18 protein-coding genes are annotated in these 13,731 nt (G+C 69.2%); 3 read left to right on the top strand and 15 right to left on the bottom strand.

What is annotated here, in order from left to right:
• From ACLML9_RS23410 to ACLML9_RS23400, 3 genes are all read right to left on the bottom strand, one after another.
• Positions 1 to 588: AfsR/SARP family transcriptional regulator (locus ACLML9_RS23410; RefSeq protein WP_411947540.1), on the bottom strand; the 588-nt coding region annotated here is incomplete at its 3' end.
• 62 nt (positions 589 to 650) lie between these two features.
• Positions 651 to 1,736: a PLP-dependent cysteine synthase family protein gene (locus ACLML9_RS23405; protein ID WP_357755095.1), complete on the bottom strand. Its 1,086-nt coding sequence runs from the start codon at positions 1,734 to 1,736 to the stop codon at positions 651 to 653.
• A complete protein-coding gene (locus ACLML9_RS23400; protein ID WP_411947539.1) occupies positions 1,733 to 2,176 on the bottom strand; it encodes a DUF4229 domain-containing protein in 444 nt (147 codons plus the stop codon). Before ACLML9_RS23400 ends, ACLML9_RS23405 begins: the two co-directional genes overlap by 4 nt.
• A 159-nt stretch (positions 2,177 to 2,335) precedes the next feature.
• Between ACLML9_RS23400 and ACLML9_RS23395 the strand changes: the two genes are divergently transcribed.
• Positions 2,336 to 2,548 (top strand): BldC family transcriptional regulator, encoded by a 213-nt coding sequence (locus ACLML9_RS23395; protein WP_030525606.1) that lies wholly within the window; start codon positions 2,336 to 2,338, stop codon positions 2,546 to 2,548.
• Between the two features lie 230 nt (positions 2,549 to 2,778).
• Positions 2,779 to 2,979: a hypothetical protein gene (locus ACLML9_RS23390; protein WP_411947538.1), complete on the top strand. Its 201-nt coding sequence runs from the start codon at positions 2,779 to 2,781 to the stop codon at positions 2,977 to 2,979.
• Positions 2,980 to 3,037: 58 nt separating this feature from the next.
• Here ACLML9_RS23390 and ACLML9_RS23385 read toward each other — a convergent pair whose 3' ends face one another.
• From ACLML9_RS23385 to hemL, 8 genes are all read right to left on the bottom strand, one after another.
• Complete coding sequence (locus tag ACLML9_RS23385; RefSeq protein ID WP_030525604.1) at positions 3,038 to 3,262, bottom strand: hypothetical protein; 225 nt, start codon at positions 3,260 to 3,262, stop codon at positions 3,038 to 3,040.
• Positions 3,263 to 3,429: 167 nt separating this feature from the next.
• Positions 3,430 to 4,398 (bottom strand): c-type cytochrome biogenesis protein CcsB, encoded by a 969-nt coding sequence (gene ccsB, locus ACLML9_RS23380; protein ID WP_411947537.1) that lies wholly within the window; start codon positions 4,396 to 4,398, stop codon positions 3,430 to 3,432.
• 90 nt (positions 4,399 to 4,488) lie between these two features.
• Positions 4,489 to 6,108 carry a cytochrome c biogenesis protein ResB gene (locus tag ACLML9_RS23375; protein WP_411947536.1) on the bottom strand — a complete coding sequence of 540 codons (1,620 nt, stop codon included), beginning with the start codon at positions 6,106 to 6,108 and terminating at the stop codon, positions 4,489 to 4,491.
• Positions 6,105 to 6,989 carry a cytochrome c biogenesis CcdA family protein gene (locus tag ACLML9_RS23370; RefSeq protein WP_411947535.1) on the bottom strand — a complete coding sequence of 295 codons (885 nt, stop codon included), beginning with the start codon at positions 6,987 to 6,989 and terminating at the stop codon, positions 6,105 to 6,107. Before ACLML9_RS23370 ends, ACLML9_RS23375 begins: the two co-directional genes overlap by 4 nt.
• Entirely contained in the window at positions 6,986 to 7,240 is a 255-nt protein-coding gene (locus ACLML9_RS23365) for a hypothetical protein (RefSeq protein WP_411947534.1), read from the bottom strand. The genes ACLML9_RS23370 and ACLML9_RS23365 overlap by 4 nt, the downstream gene beginning before the upstream one ends.
• The gene (locus ACLML9_RS23360) at positions 7,237 to 7,857 is read right to left on the bottom strand and encodes a TlpA disulfide reductase family protein (RefSeq protein ID WP_411947533.1); all 621 of its coding nucleotides are present in this window, start codon (positions 7,855 to 7,857) and stop codon (positions 7,237 to 7,239) included. The genes ACLML9_RS23365 and ACLML9_RS23360 overlap by 4 nt, the downstream gene beginning before the upstream one ends.
• Complete coding sequence (locus tag ACLML9_RS23355) at positions 7,854 to 8,525, bottom strand: histidine phosphatase family protein (protein WP_411947541.1); 672 nt, start codon at positions 8,523 to 8,525, stop codon at positions 7,854 to 7,856. Before ACLML9_RS23355 ends, ACLML9_RS23360 begins: the two co-directional genes overlap by 4 nt.
• Before the next feature lie 110 nt (positions 8,526 to 8,635).
• Positions 8,636 to 9,970 carry a glutamate-1-semialdehyde 2,1-aminomutase gene (hemL, locus tag ACLML9_RS23350; protein ID WP_411947532.1) on the bottom strand — a complete coding sequence of 445 codons (1,335 nt, stop codon included), beginning with the start codon at positions 9,968 to 9,970 and terminating at the stop codon, positions 8,636 to 8,638.
• A 170-nt stretch (positions 9,971 to 10,140) separates the two neighbouring features.
• On the opposite strand from hemL, the gene ACLML9_RS23345 reads away from it, so the two are divergent.
• The gene (locus ACLML9_RS23345; RefSeq protein ID WP_411947531.1) at positions 10,141 to 10,536 is read left to right on the top strand and encodes a hypothetical protein; all 396 of its coding nucleotides are present in this window, start codon (positions 10,141 to 10,143) and stop codon (positions 10,534 to 10,536) included.
• Positions 10,537 to 10,545: 9 nt separating this feature from the next.
• Here ACLML9_RS23345 and ACLML9_RS23340 read toward each other — a convergent pair whose 3' ends face one another.
• The 4 genes from ACLML9_RS23340 to hemB all read right to left on the bottom strand — a co-directional run bounded on the left by ACLML9_RS23340 (position 10,546) and on the right by hemB (position 13,199).
• On the bottom strand, positions 10,546 to 10,794 hold the full coding sequence (locus ACLML9_RS23340) for a hypothetical protein (RefSeq protein WP_030525596.1): 249 nt from the start codon (positions 10,792 to 10,794) through the stop codon (positions 10,546 to 10,548).
• Between the two features lie 63 nt (positions 10,795 to 10,857).
• Positions 10,858 to 11,373, bottom strand: coding sequence for a hypothetical protein (locus tag ACLML9_RS23335; protein ID WP_411947530.1), 516 nt, complete (start codon positions 11,371 to 11,373; stop codon positions 10,858 to 10,860).
• A gap of 351 nt (positions 11,374 to 11,724) precedes the next feature.
• Positions 11,725 to 12,213 (bottom strand): hypothetical protein, encoded by a 489-nt coding sequence (locus ACLML9_RS23330; RefSeq protein WP_411947529.1) that lies wholly within the window; start codon positions 12,211 to 12,213, stop codon positions 11,725 to 11,727.
• 8 nt (positions 12,214 to 12,221) lie between these two features.
• The gene (gene hemB / locus ACLML9_RS23325; RefSeq protein WP_411947528.1) at positions 12,222 to 13,199 is read right to left on the bottom strand and encodes a porphobilinogen synthase; all 978 of its coding nucleotides are present in this window, start codon (positions 13,197 to 13,199) and stop codon (positions 12,222 to 12,224) included.
• Positions 13,200 to 13,731: the final 532 nt, after the last annotated feature.

Genomic DNA, 13,731 nt, shown 5'->3' with positions numbered 1-13,731 from the left:
GGCGCCGTCGAGATCGCCGCAGGCCTCCCGGGCCGACCGCTCGATATCGTCGAGTTCCCCGGCGTATTCCGCGGCCAGAGCGGCGAGTTCGGTGGCCGGTTCGCTCGGCGGCAGCTCGGCACCCGGCTCCCCGGACCACAGGCCGCGTGCCTGTTCCACGATGGCCAGCGCCCCGGCCGGATCACCCGCGGCCAACGCGGCACCGGCCCGGCGCACCAACTGCCGCACGGCCGTCAGATCCACCTGTTCCGGCCCGAGCGCGAGCCGGTATCCGGCCGGACCCGCCTCCAGCACGCCCTCGGGCAACCCGGCCCGCAGCCGCGAGATCTGGGTGTGCAGCGCGTTCATCGGCGAACGCGGCGGCGCGTCGCCCCAGACCTCTTCGATGAGTACGGCGGCGCTACGGCTGCGCCCCGGCCGCAGCGCCAGCGCGACCAGCAGCAATCGGGCCCGGGCTCCCGGCAGTGCCACCAGTTCGGCGTCGCGGCGCATCGCGATACGACCCAGCAGCGTCACCACGAGTGTTTCGTCCGCGGCGGCCGGGATCACCGGAGGACGGCCGTGCGAGCGGCCCGGGTCGAGAACCATACCGACGTCATCCTATGCGCCGTGCCGCCCCGTCAGCGCGTCGTCACCACCGGGTCGTGTGGTCAGCCCCGCCACCGGCCGGTGGCCAGGAACTCGTCCAGGACCGCCGTGGGCTCGGCCAGGTCCCAGCCCTGGCCCGCGACCCATTCGTCGCTGTAATAGGTGCCCGCGTAGCGTTCACCGCCGTCGCACAGCAGAGTGACCACGCTGCCGCTGCGCCCGGTCGCCAGCATCTGTGCGATCAGCGCGCAGGCGCCCCAGAAGTTGGTTCCGGTGGAACCGCCCACCTTCCGGCCGAGTCCCCGGCTCGCGAACCGGGCCGCGGCGATGGAGGCGGCGTCGGGGACATGGATCATCCGGTCCACCACCTCCGGCACGAACGACGGTTCCATCCGGGGCCGCCCGATCCCCTCGATCCGCGACGGCATACCGGTCGTATAGTCGCGCAGCCCGGTCTCGTAGGCGCCGTAGAACGCGGAGTTGTCCGGATCCACCACGGCCAGCCGGGTCGGATACCGGCGGTAGCGCAGATACCGGCCGATGGTCGCGCTGGTGCCCCCGGTGCCGGCGCCGACCACGATCCACTCCGGCACCGGGTGGGATTCCAGGGTCAGCTGGTCGAAGATGGACTCGGCGATATTGTTGTTCCCGCGCCAGTCCGTCGCGCGTTCGGCATTGGTGAACTGGTCCAGGTAGTGGCCGCCGCATTCGGCGGCCAGCCGGGCCGCCTCGGTGTACATATCGGGTGGGCGCCGGACATAGTGGCACCGCCCGCCCTGGGCTTCGATGAGCGCGATCTTCTGCGGTGAGGTGTTGGCCGGAACCACCGCCACGAAGTCGAGGCCGAGCAGTTGGGCGAAATACGCCTCGCTCACCGCGGTCGACCCGGAGGATGCCTCGACGATCGTGGTCCCCTCGGTGATCCAGCCGTTGCACAGGGCGTAGAGGAACAGGGACCGGGCCAGCCGGTGTTTCAGGCTGCCGGTGATATGGGTGGATTCATCCTTCAGGTAGAGCTGCACATTCCAGCCGGCCGGCAGCGGATACCGCAGCAGATGGGTATCGGCGCTGCGCTGGGCGTCGGCATCGATGAGCCGGACCGCCTCATCGGCCCAGCCGCGCGGGTTGCCGCGCGCGCAGGACTTCACGCCGGGCCGCCGGAGCTGCCCTTTTCCCCTCGCTCCGGATCTGTTTCCGGCGCGCTCTCGGCCGTGGTACCGGGCCCCCGCGCGGCGGGCTTCTCCGGTTCCGCGGCCTCGGGCTCCCCGCGCAGCCGGGCCCGGAGCTGCGCTTTGTCCCGGCGGCGGCGTTCGTCCACCGCCGCGATGTCGGAGTTCACTTTCGCGCGCAGCCCTTTGAACAGGGTGAGCGAGAGCGGCAGCGCGATGACGATCGCGAAGAGGATCGCCACGACCAGCGGAATCTGCACCCCGACCAGCGCGGTCACGGCCACGATTACGGCGGTGAGTATGGCGACCAGCACCAGCCGGGCCAGGGTGTAGAGCGCCAGATTGCGTGCCAGCCGGCGGCCCGGCGACGTACCGGGCCGGGGCGTGTTCGGTTCCTCGGATAGGTTCGCGTCACTCACCTGACCAGCGTAAGCGACGCACCGAACCCCCTCGTACCGCGTATCCGTTTTGTCCATTACCTCCGCTTTACCAACAGTAGGTGGTTCGAACACCCGGGGGTCGCGGTGCCACTATGTCGGAACCCGATGAGAAAACGTGACGAAACAGAAAGGTTTGCCATGACCGCGATCGCCATGGGGGCGCAGGAGAACCTGTTGACCCCGGGCCAGGTTGCCACCCTGTTCCACGTAGACCCCAAGACCGTCACCCGCTGGGCGCATGCCGGACGGCTCGGCTCGCTGCGCACCCCGGGTGGCCATCGCCGGTTCCGTGAATCGGAGGTGATGCGGTTGCTCGAATCGCTCACCACCGAGGCGACCGTACGCGGCTGAGACCGCGTCCACCCGGACGGCACCACTACGCGGACAGCTCGGCCGCTCCCTTCGCGCGGCTGAGCTGGACCCGGTCGAGCGGACCGCCCGATGTGCACAGTGGGGGGCGAGGCCCGTCCGCACGCGGCGCCGGCAAGGCGTAGGTACGGAGGCGTAGGCACGGAGGCCCCGCGGCCGCACTTACCCGGCAGCGGCTCGTGGAGTTAACCTCGAGGGAGGAGGTGAGCCACGTGATGTACCTGTTGGCACTCATCGCGATCGTTGCGATCATGGTGCTGTGCTGGAAGGCATTCGGCCCCGGGCATGGCACGCCCGCTCCGGGACCGACCCGAAAGCGTGTTCTCGGCCCGGACGACGATCCCGAATTCCTCTGGCGTATCTCGCGTCAGCAGAAACATCGGGACGGCGATCCGGGGCCCGCAGAACACTGACCCCCGCGCCCCGACAACGCCCGGCCGCGGGTATTTTCCCGCGGCCCGGAGGGCCGGTTCAATCGCTGGTGCTGTCCAGTTGAGGCAGCCCTTCGACCGCCCTCAATTTATCCGCGACCACGGCCAAGCGGTCGAGCGCCTCGGCCGGCAATCCGACCGCGGTGCGCACCAATCTGACCAGGGAGTCCGGCTCCAGACCGCAGATGAGCGCGTTGTTCGCGGCCACGGATGCGCAACAATCGGCATCGCCGCTGTTATCCGAACTGAAATTCTCCGAATCCACTGCCGCTCTCCTCATCGATCGCCGCGCTATGGAGGGGAAATGACCGGGCACACCCGATAAATCGCGGGCCGGGCCCTGTACAGTTCAGCAAATAACCCGCCCGAACAATAGCAACCGAGCATTGCGGCCGAGTAACGATCATTACGGCCGGGGAAATAGCCGTCCGGTCAGGTCAGGCCGGAGTAACTGTGCAGCCCGGAAACGACCAGGTTGATGATGAAGAGGTTGAACAGCATCGCCACGAAACCCGCCACATTGATCCATGCGGCTTTCGTGTCCCGCCAGCCCGAGGTGGCCCGCGCGTGCAGATACGCCGCGTAGAGCACCCAGGCGATGAACGAGCAGGTCTCCTTCGGATCCCAGCCCCAGAACCGTCCCCAGGCCGCCTCGGCCCAGATCGCGCCGAGAATGACCCCGGCACCGAAGAGCGGGAACCCGATGATGGTGGTGCGGTAGGCCAGCCGGTCGAGCGTGCGGGCATCGGGCAGGCGCCGTGCGATCGTGCCCAGGATATTCGAGGATTCGGCGCCCTCGGGCTCACGCAGCCGGTACAGGAACAGCAGACTCGCCACGCCCGACACCAGGAACACCCCGCTGCCCAGGCTCACGATCGTGACGTGCAGCGGCAGCCAGAACGAGCGCAGCGCGGGGACGACCGGGGCCGCGTCGGTATACAGCACCGTGCCCGCGAGGAACATCAGGATCAGCATCGGCACGAGCAGGAACACCCACATCGCCCGGAACCGGGCGTCCCGCATGAGCACCAGGCCGACCACCGCCGCGGCCGCGGTCGCCATGGAGACGAACTCGTACATATTGCCGAGGGGGAATCGTCCGGTGGAGAAACCGCGCAGCACGATCGAGCCCACGTGCAGGGCCACCGCCACGAACAGCACCGAGAAGGCCATATTGCCGAATCGCTCCGACAGCGGCAGAGTCGGCGTCTCGGCGATCCGGCCGGGAGTAGCGCTGCCCGCGGCGACCCCGCCGGCGGGAACCATCTCCCGCTCGCTCACCTGCCGGACCCGCGCCGAGGCGTACTGCACGATCAATAGCAGCAGTACCAGCGCGTACACGACGATCGACGTCTTGTAGGCGAGGTCGCTGTAGCCGGCGAGCGTATCGTCGATCGGCATCGTTACATCTCCCGTGTTCGTACCGCGGTGCTCGATGGACAGCGCTGCTGCCCGTGCGTGGTCGCCCACGCGGGTGCTCAGGGGCGGCGATCAGTCGCCGGACGCGTCCAGCAGCCGGTGCCGCAGGCGATCGAACTCTCCGCCCCAGCCGGCCTGATCGGTACGGGCCAGTCCGCCCATCTCTACTACGACGCGTCGTTGCTCCACGGTACCCTCCGGGGTCACCCGCAACCAGACCCGCCTCCGCGAAACCAGCAGCGAGACCAGCAGCCCGCCCATCATCACCAGCGCGCTGACCAGCACCCACTGCTGCGCGGGATCATGGGAGACCTGGAGATTCACGAACTCCTCGGCCCCGTCGAAACGCACCTCGGTGCCGCCCGGCAGCTTTGTGGTCTCACCCGGCCGCAGATTCACCCGGGCCTCCTTGGTGAGCCGGCCCTGCGCGACCATCTCCTGATCGAGCGCGAAGATCGACTGCGGGCGGCCGGTGTCCAGCCCGGTGTCGCCGCGATAGATATCGACCGCCACCGCCGGATCGGTCATCTCCGGATACACGGAGGTGAGCAGCGAACCGTGGAAACCGGCGGTCGGCGCGAACAGCCCCTCGATCGCGATCTGGTTCCGGCGCCGCTCGGCCTCGGTGGCGAACATCCCGCCCGGCGGATCGATCCGCAGCACCCCGCTGGAGAGGAAGGTCTGCATATCGGTGGGCTGCCACTGGATGGTCTCGGTGCGTTTCTCACCGTTCGGGAAGGTCACCGTGAAGGTCGGCGCGTAACCGTGCCCCTGCAGATAGACCCGGTCCCCGCCGACCCGCAGCGGATGGTTCACCCGGATGGTGGTATCCCGCCAGGTGCCGGCGGCCAGATCCGCGCCCTCCTGATACGAGATATCGGAGGTGAACATTTCGGCCTGACCGTTGTCCAGGTAATCGGCTCGGAAGTTCTTCACCCTGATGCACATCGGGTTCATCCCGGTGCCGTCGTTCACGTTCCCGGCCCGGAACGAGTCGAAAACCGCCGGCGAGGTGGTGCAGAAACCGGGCCCGTCGTTCGCGACGACGATCACATTGCCCTCGTAACCGAACAACTTCCCGACCGCGATGGCCACCAGCAGTCCCACCAGGGCCAGGTGGAATACGAGATTGCCCAGTTCGCGGGTGTAGCCCTTCTCCGCCGACAGCGTGACCTCGCCGTCGCGCTCCCCCGGCCGGGTCTCGATACGCCAGCCGCGCAGCCGCGTCCGGGCCCGCTCGGCGATCTCGTCCGCGCTGCCGTCGAGCACCACACGATGGTGGTGCGGCAACCGGGCCAGATTGCGCGGCACCCGCACCGGCGGGGTCCGCAGCGCACGGTAGTGGTCCACCGTGCGCGGCAGGATGCAGCCCACGAGGGAGATGAACAGCAGCACATAGACCGCGGTGAACCAGAAGCTGGAGAACACGTCGAACAGCTCGAACCGGTCCATCCACGCACCGAGCACCGGCCGGTCGGCGATATAGGTCGCGACCTTCTGTTCGTTCAGGCTGCGCTGCGGCAGCAGGGCGCCCGGAATCGCGGCCAGGGCCAGCAGGAACAGCAGCACCAGCGCGGTCCGCATATTGGTGAGCCCGCGCCAGGCGTTGCGCACCAGCGCGTGGGCGCGGCCCAGCGGGGACTGCCGTGGCGGTGGGACCGGGGGCGCCTCGGGGCGTTCTGTCACGGTCATATCGGCAGCGTCACCTCGGCGACGAAGCCGTCGCGGACCCAGCCGACGAACTGGTCCCAGGCTCCGGTGACCAACGCCGCCCCGACCGCGACCAGCAGGATTCCGCCGACGATCTGGATCCGGCGGGAATTATGCCGCAGCCACCCCACACCGCGCAGCGCGCTCGCCGACCCGAAGGCCAGGATCACGAACGGCAGGCCGAGGCCCAGGCAGTAGGCGACGATGAGGGCCACGCCGCGCACCGCGGTGGTGCCCTCGGTACCGGCGGCCACCGCCATCACGCCCGACAGCGTCGGACCCAGGCACGGGGTCCAGCCGAGCGCGAACACGGCGCCGAGCAGCGGGGCCCCGGCGATCCCGGCGAGCCGCCGGGGTTCCATCCGGGTATCGCGCTGCAACACCGGGATGAGACCCAGGAACGCCAGACCCATCACGATGGTGACCACACCGCCCAGGCGCTGCAGTAGTTCCCGGTTGACATTGAGGGTCTGGATCAGACCGAACACGGTGGCGGTGGCCAGCACGAACACCACCGTGAAACCGGCGACGAACAGTCCCGCCGCACCCGCGACCCGCATTCGCCCGGAATAGGGGGCGGACGCGGTCTCCGCGGCGGCAGGGGTTTCGGTGAGCACCGCCGTGGCGGTGCCACCGGCGGGCGCCGCGCTCCGGTCGCGCCGGGCCTGGTCCACGGTCGCCGGCGGCGCCTGCGCACCGACCAGGCCGGCCAGGTAGGACAAATACCCCGGCACCAGCGGCACTACGCACGGTGAAGCGAACGACACCAGACCGGCCAGCAGGCAGGCGCCGAGGGCGAGCAACAACGGCCCGGTGGCCGCTGTCTGCTGAAACGATTCCCCCACTCCTGCCAACACCGTCAACGCGAACTACGCTCCGCTTCGCTCTCGGAGTTGTTCGCGCGCCGCTCGTCACCGCGGCCACCCGGCGCGGTCGATCCCCGGCCACCGGCCGGGCGCGAACTCGACACCCGCCGGTCGCTGCCGGGCTGCTGGGCCGCGGGCTGTAGCTCCCACGAGCCGAGCGAGGACTTCACCAGTACCTCGGCCCGGACCCCGCGCGGTGGCCGGGTCGCCCCGTAGCGGCGTACGCCTCGGGATCGAAGACTTCTCATGATGCTCCCTCCGCGGCGATGCTCTGCACCACCGGTAAAAGATCTTCTGCGAGTAGGGCGCGCAGGAAAACCGCCGCCACCCGGTGGTCCCGATCCAGCACCAGAGTTGTGGGTATGACACTGGTCGGGAAATTTCCACCGAGCGCCAGCAGCGTGCGCATCGACGGGTCGTAGATCGACGGATAACCGACGTGGTTATCGATGACGAAATCTTGTGCTTTGTCCTGCTGGAAATCACGAACATTGATCCCGAGGAAAGCGACTCCGAGATCTTTGGTCTGTTCGTAGACCTGTTCGAGCGCGGGGGCTTCACCGCGGCAGGGCCCGCACCACTGCCCCCACAGATTGATGACGACGACCTGACCCGGGAAATCCTCCACCGAGACGTTCTCCCCGGTATCGGACATCAGCTCGGGACCCGAGAGCTTGCCGATCGTGCCACGCGCGGACGGCGGATCGTAGCGGATATCGGTCTGCCCGCCCGGCGAGACGAATTCGAAGGTGCCGCCCGTGGCCACCGCGTCGGTACCGGTCGAACAGGCCGACACGGTCAGGCACAGCAGTGCGGCGAGCGCCGGCAGCAGCCGGAACCCGAATGCCGCGGCACCCTTTCTCATGCGCCGTGCACCGTCGGATCCGAACCACCCGCCGGCTCGGAGTAGACGATATCGACGAGCGTGTCGCCCCGGTACACCAGCGAGGTGAGCGAGGCCAGACCACACTGCCGGCTGCGCGGATCGTGCCAGAGGCGCTGGCCCTGCAGGAACCGGCGCAGCGTCCACACCGGCAGCTGATGGGAGACCAGCACCGCCTCACGACCGGCCGACTCCACCCGGGCCTTGTTCACCGCGGCCAGCATGCGGTGCGCGATCTGCAGGTAGGGCTCACCCCAGGACGGAGTGAACGGGTCGCGGAGTTTCCACCAGTGCCGGGGTTTGCGCAGTGCGCCGTCCCCGACCGACACCCGCAACCCCTCGAAGGTGTTACCGGCCTCGATGAGGTTCTCGTCGGTGCGCACGATCAACCCGTGCCGGCCCGCGATGGGTTCGGCGGTCTCCTGCGCGCGCTGCAGCGGCGACGCGATGACCAGGGCGATATCGTGATCGGCCAATGCCCGCGCGACCGCACCGGCCTGCGCCCGGCCGGTCACCGACAGACCGAAACCGGGCAGCCTGCCGTACAGGATCCCGCGCGGATTGTGCACTTCGCCGTGCCGCAGCACATGCACGATGGTTTCGACCGATTCGGCATCGGAGGCGCCGGTCGACGGCGCGGCCGCGGCCACCTCCCCCGGTGTGCCGAGATCGGTGCCGGTCTCCGCTGCGGGGACGGCGGTGGATATCGGGTCGTCCCGGTCTGCCGGGGCGGCGGATACGCGCTCGGGGTCGGGCTTGCTCACGCGCGATTTCCTTCGGGTGTGGCGCTCGCGGCCGCTTCGGCGGCGGCGGGCAGGGCTGCGGCGATTCGGTCGAACGCGGCGTCGTCGAGCGCGGCCGAAACGAACCAGGCCTCGAACGCGCTGGGCGGCGCGTACACCCCGCCGTCGAGCAGCGCGTGGAAGAAGCCCGGGTAGCGCCAGGTCGCGCTCGCCTTGGCGGCGGCGTAGTCGAGGACCGGTTCATCGGCGAAGAACACGCTGACCATATTGCCCGCGAACTGCACCCGGTGCGGGACCCCCGCGCCGGTGAGGGCGTCGGTGAGCAGAATCCCGAGCCGTTCGCTGTTGCGGTCCAGCGCGGCGTACACCGCGTCGTCGGCGGCGCGCAGGGTCGCGAGCCCGGCCGCCACGGCCACCGGATTCCCGGACAGGGTGCCCGCTTGGTAGACCGGGCCCAGCGGGGCCAGCCGGTCCATCACCTCGGCGCGGCCGCCGAACGCGGCCGCGGGCAGCCCGCCGCTCATCACCTTGCCGAAGGTGTAGAGGTCGGCGGCCACCGGATCGAGGCCGTACCAGCCGGCCGCGCTCACCCGGAAACCGGTCATCACCTCGTCCATGATGAGCAACGCCCCGTGATCGGAGGTGATCCGGCGCAGCCCGGCATTGAAATCGGGCAGCGGCGCCACCGCGCCCATGTTCCCGGCGGCGGCCTCGGTGATCACCGCGGCGATCTCGCCCGGGTTGGCCTCGAAAGCGGCGCGCACGGCGTCCAGATCGTTGTAGGGCACCACGATGGTGTCGGCGGCCTGCGCCCCGGTGACGCCGGACGAGGTCGGCAGCGCGAATGTCGCGACCCCGGAACCCGCTTCGGCCAGCAGCGCGTCGACGTGTCCGTGATAACACCCGGCGAATTTGATGATCTTGGTGCGCCCGGTGTACCCGCGCGCCAGCCGGACCGCGCTCATGGTCGCCTCGGTCCCGGAATTCACCAGCCGCACCTTCTGCACCGGAGCGACCCGCTCGACGATGAGTTCGGCCAGTTCCACCTCGCCCGGTGTCGGCGCCCCGAAGGACAACCCCGACCCGGCGACCTCGCGGACCGCCTCGACCACCGCCGGATGGGCGTGCCCGAGGATCATCGGCCCCCAGGAGCACACCAGATCGACGTAATCGTTACCGTCGGCGTCGGTCAGCCGGCAGCCCCGGGCGGATGTGATGAACCTCGGCGTGCCGCCCACCGAGCCGAAGGCGCGCACCGGGGAATTGACACCACCGGGGACAACCGCTTCGGCTCGCTGGAAAAGCTGACTGGAGGCCGGCACCGCCGTACCGGCCACGCGCAGAGAACTCACGGCCTCCAGTTTGGCAGCCTCTCCCGGCGGCGTCGACGACAGGGTGCGCGAACGTGACATACGCCGCGACGGCGACACCGGCCAAGCCAAATACAGCCGGGTCAGGACCCGAGTGCGTAGTCTCTGTCTGCATCGGAACACACAGCGGATCATCGGCCGGGGAGGTCGTTTTGCAGATTGCCAGGAGTACTGCGGCTCTTTCTCTGGTCTCGGTCGCCCTCGGAGCCCTGGTCACCGGCCTCGGCGCGGGTTCGGCGGCGGCCGCCGAACCGGTCGTCGACCCCGACAACGCGCGCGCCGGATTCCGGTTGAACCAGCCCGAAACCGCGGCGCTGGCCGCGGGCCCGATCCCGGCCCTGGTCGACCACATGATCCCACCCTCCCAGATCGGCGCCGGACTCGACAGTGACACCCGTCTCTACCGCGACGAGAACGGCGGCGTCCACGCGTCGCTGCGCCAGGTGATCCTGGAGTCGGCCGACAACGGCGGTTCGGTGCTGGTGTTCTTCCACGTCCCCGGCGCACAACACGGCCGGGTGTTCGATATCTATCAGCAGTGGCGCTGACCGGCCGGTTCAGGCCCGCCGCGGCACCCGGACCAGCCGGGCGACCGCATCGATGACAGCGGTACCCGCGCCCGCCACCAGCAGCATCGCCAGGAACAACCACGGCCCCGCATACCGGGTCGCGGTGTAGGCGGGCACATCGCCGGTCGCCGGGAAATCGGTGTTCTGGACGCCCAGGTTCCAGCAGAGCGCGGCGAGCGCCAGCGCGAGAACCGCCAGCGCGATATCGGCAGCCGGTAGGACGAGCGAACGGTTCACAGGTCTCCTCGGGTCGGCGGCTCGGACGCGATCACCCGATCGTGCCCGCCCGCGACCCGATAATCAATCGTCGCGACCGGGATCCGGTGCGCGATCCTCCGCGACGGGGTGCACGCCCACCACCCGGGTCAGCGCCGACCGCAGCGCGCGATGATCCTTGGCCCAGGTGCGTACCAGTTCACCGTCGGTGCGGCGCAATCCGATCGCGGTACGCCGCCGCGGTATACCGGTCAGTTCGCCGAGCGCCCGCCCGCTCTCCCAGGGTTCGTCGGCATCCACCGGCAGCACCGCGGCGATGGACCGGACCGGTGTCGTCTCGGCACCGTTACGCAGGAAGCCGCCGGTGAGTTCGACGCTGACATGGGTGCGGGCGGCATACACCTGCAATACCGCGAACCCACTGATCAGTACGGCGCAGAAAAGGAGGGCGAACCAGTGCGATGTGACACCCGCCGCGATCTCCACGGCCAGCAGCAGCGCGCAGACCAAGGGGCCGTAGGCGACCGTCCGCCACCGGGCTCCGGGCTCGGCGAAGAGAATCTCCCCGGTCTCCGGGGCGGTATCCACTCGATCAGGCATAGGCGAACCGGCCGGAAACGAGGGCCACCCGGATCAGCCGATAACGCCGGGGATCAGCAGAACCGCGACGGTGAGGACCCCGAACAGCACCAGAAGAGTCAGTACGAGCATGTCCCGCCGAATACTCTGTGGCTGTTGGATCACCACTCGCATCATTGCCTCCGATCCCCGGACGGTCAGGTCTCCCGTCCTACTGACCGGGTACCCGAGGCCGCCGGTTGGCATGTCCTCTGTGACAGCCCTCACCATACATGGCGGAATACCGGGAACAAACTCCACGTTCGTTGTCCGGATGGGCCACCGACCGACTGTCGGTAACAACGCCCAGGTCAGCGAGCCGGGTTCCGGCCCTCAACGATTTCCGGGACCCCCGGGTCCACGCGGCAGAAACCATTTCGCCGCTTCCGGGCGCTGGCAGAGGAAGATCGCCCCACCGGCCAATACCGCCTGCACGATGGACGCCGCCCCGGACAGCACCGGCCCGGCCCCCTCCACCACGCCGATGGAGAACAGCGCGATCACCCCGGAGATCACCAGCCAGACCCCGCCGAAGGTCAGCAAGGTCCGCGCCCACAGCTTCCCTTTGCCGAGCTGGTGCACGACCAGCACCGCCAGCGCGGCGACCGCCAGCCCGAGAATCACGCCCAGCACCGCCCCCACCGTGACCAGCAGGTCGACCATCGCCGGTGTGATCTGCGGATCCGCCGCTTGCATCCGCTCCCGGAAATCCGCGCTGAACCGCTCGCGGTTGGTCAGGGTGTCGGCCAAGGATACGAACAACCGGCCCACACCCAAACCGATTACGCCCCACCACAGTTGCCGCGCGGTGACAATATCCACCGGCGGAGTCATGACAGCCAGAGCGCCGCCTCCGTCGCCCAATAGGTGAGCACGATATCCGCGCCCGCGCGACGGATACCGGTCAGCGATTCCAGCACGGCGCCGCGGCGATCGATCCAGCCGCGCTCGGCCGCCGCCGTGATCATCGAGTACTCCCCGGAAATCTGATACGCCGCAACGGTCACCGGGGAACGGTCGGCCACCTCGCGCAGGATATCCAGATACGACATGGCCGGTTTCACCATGACGATATCGGCGCCCTGCTCCAGGTCCAGCTCCAGCTCCCGGATCGACTCCCGGCGGTTGGCCGCATCCTGCTGATAGGTCCGGCGGTCGCCCTGCAACGACGACGCCACCGCCTCCCGGAAGGGGCCGTAGAACGCCGACGCGTACTTGGCCGCGTAGGCGAGGATCGCGGTATCGGTCCGGCCCGCCTCGTCCAGCCCCTCGCGGATCGCGCCGACCTGACCGTCCATCATCCCGCTCGTACCGAGCAGATCGGCGCCCGCCTCGGCCTGCGCCAGCGCCATCTCCACATACCGCCGCACCGTGGCGTCGTTGTCGACCGCACCCGAACCGTCCAGCACCCCGCAATGGCCGTGGTCGGTGAACTCGTCGAGGCAGGTATCGGCCATCACCACGGTGGCATCCCCCACCTCGGCGGCCAGCGCCCGCAACCCCCGGTTCAAGATGCCCTCCGGATCGGTCGCGCCGCTCCCCAGCGGATCCTTGTCCTCCGGCTTCGGCACCCCGAACAACATCAGCCCGCCCACACCGGCCGAAACGGCCTCGGTGGCAGCTTTGCGCAGGGAATCCAGCGAATGCTGGAACACCCCGGGCATCGAACCGATCTCCCGGGCCTCGGACAGCCCATCCGCCACGAACATCGGCAACACCAGATGCCGCGGCTCCAGACTGGTCTCGGCCACCAGCCGCCGCAACGCCGGCGTACGCCGCAGGCGCCGCGGACGCTCGATACCGCTCATGCTGTGAAGTCTAGGGGTGCCGGTACAGGCGGGTTCGGCGCCCCTGACCGGGGGCTTGGCCTCGCGGGGCCGGGAGGGGTGGCCGGCGCAATGCGTGCGATGCGACGGGTGAACAGACGTAGCGGCCACTGGTGGCGGGGAAAGGTGGGCTCACCAGCGAAAGGTGGATGACAGCCGGCGGGGGACCCGGACGCGAGGGGGTTCGCGGGGGTGGGGCGAGTGCCGAGTTCACGAATTCGGCCGCCACCGCGCCGCGCACGGTCGCCTTCAGGGCTTACCAGTGAAGACGCGGAGTGGGTTACTCGCGCCAGCCGGATACAGGCGGGCGAGGATCAGGCCCCCCGAATCGCGGTGGGTGCGCCCACTCGCGATGGCCGGATACGAGGGCCGACAAGGTCCGGCGCGAACCCCTCGCGAAGGTGACAGGTGGGCTTGCTCGTGAAGGTGCTGTGTTTTTTGGCGCGCCTCCGGCGCGCGGGGTTGAGGCCCCCTGGTGTCTCGCCGTTTCGGCCTCGAGACTCGAGCCTTCGGC

Origin of the sequence: Nocardia sp. NPDC002869 (genome assembly GCF_046764065.1) — a bacterium.
Classification (GTDB): Bacteria; Actinomycetota; Actinomycetes; order Mycobacteriales; family Mycobacteriaceae; genus Nocardia; species Nocardia rhamnosiphila.
This window is presented reverse-complemented; position numbering and strand designations above follow the sequence as displayed.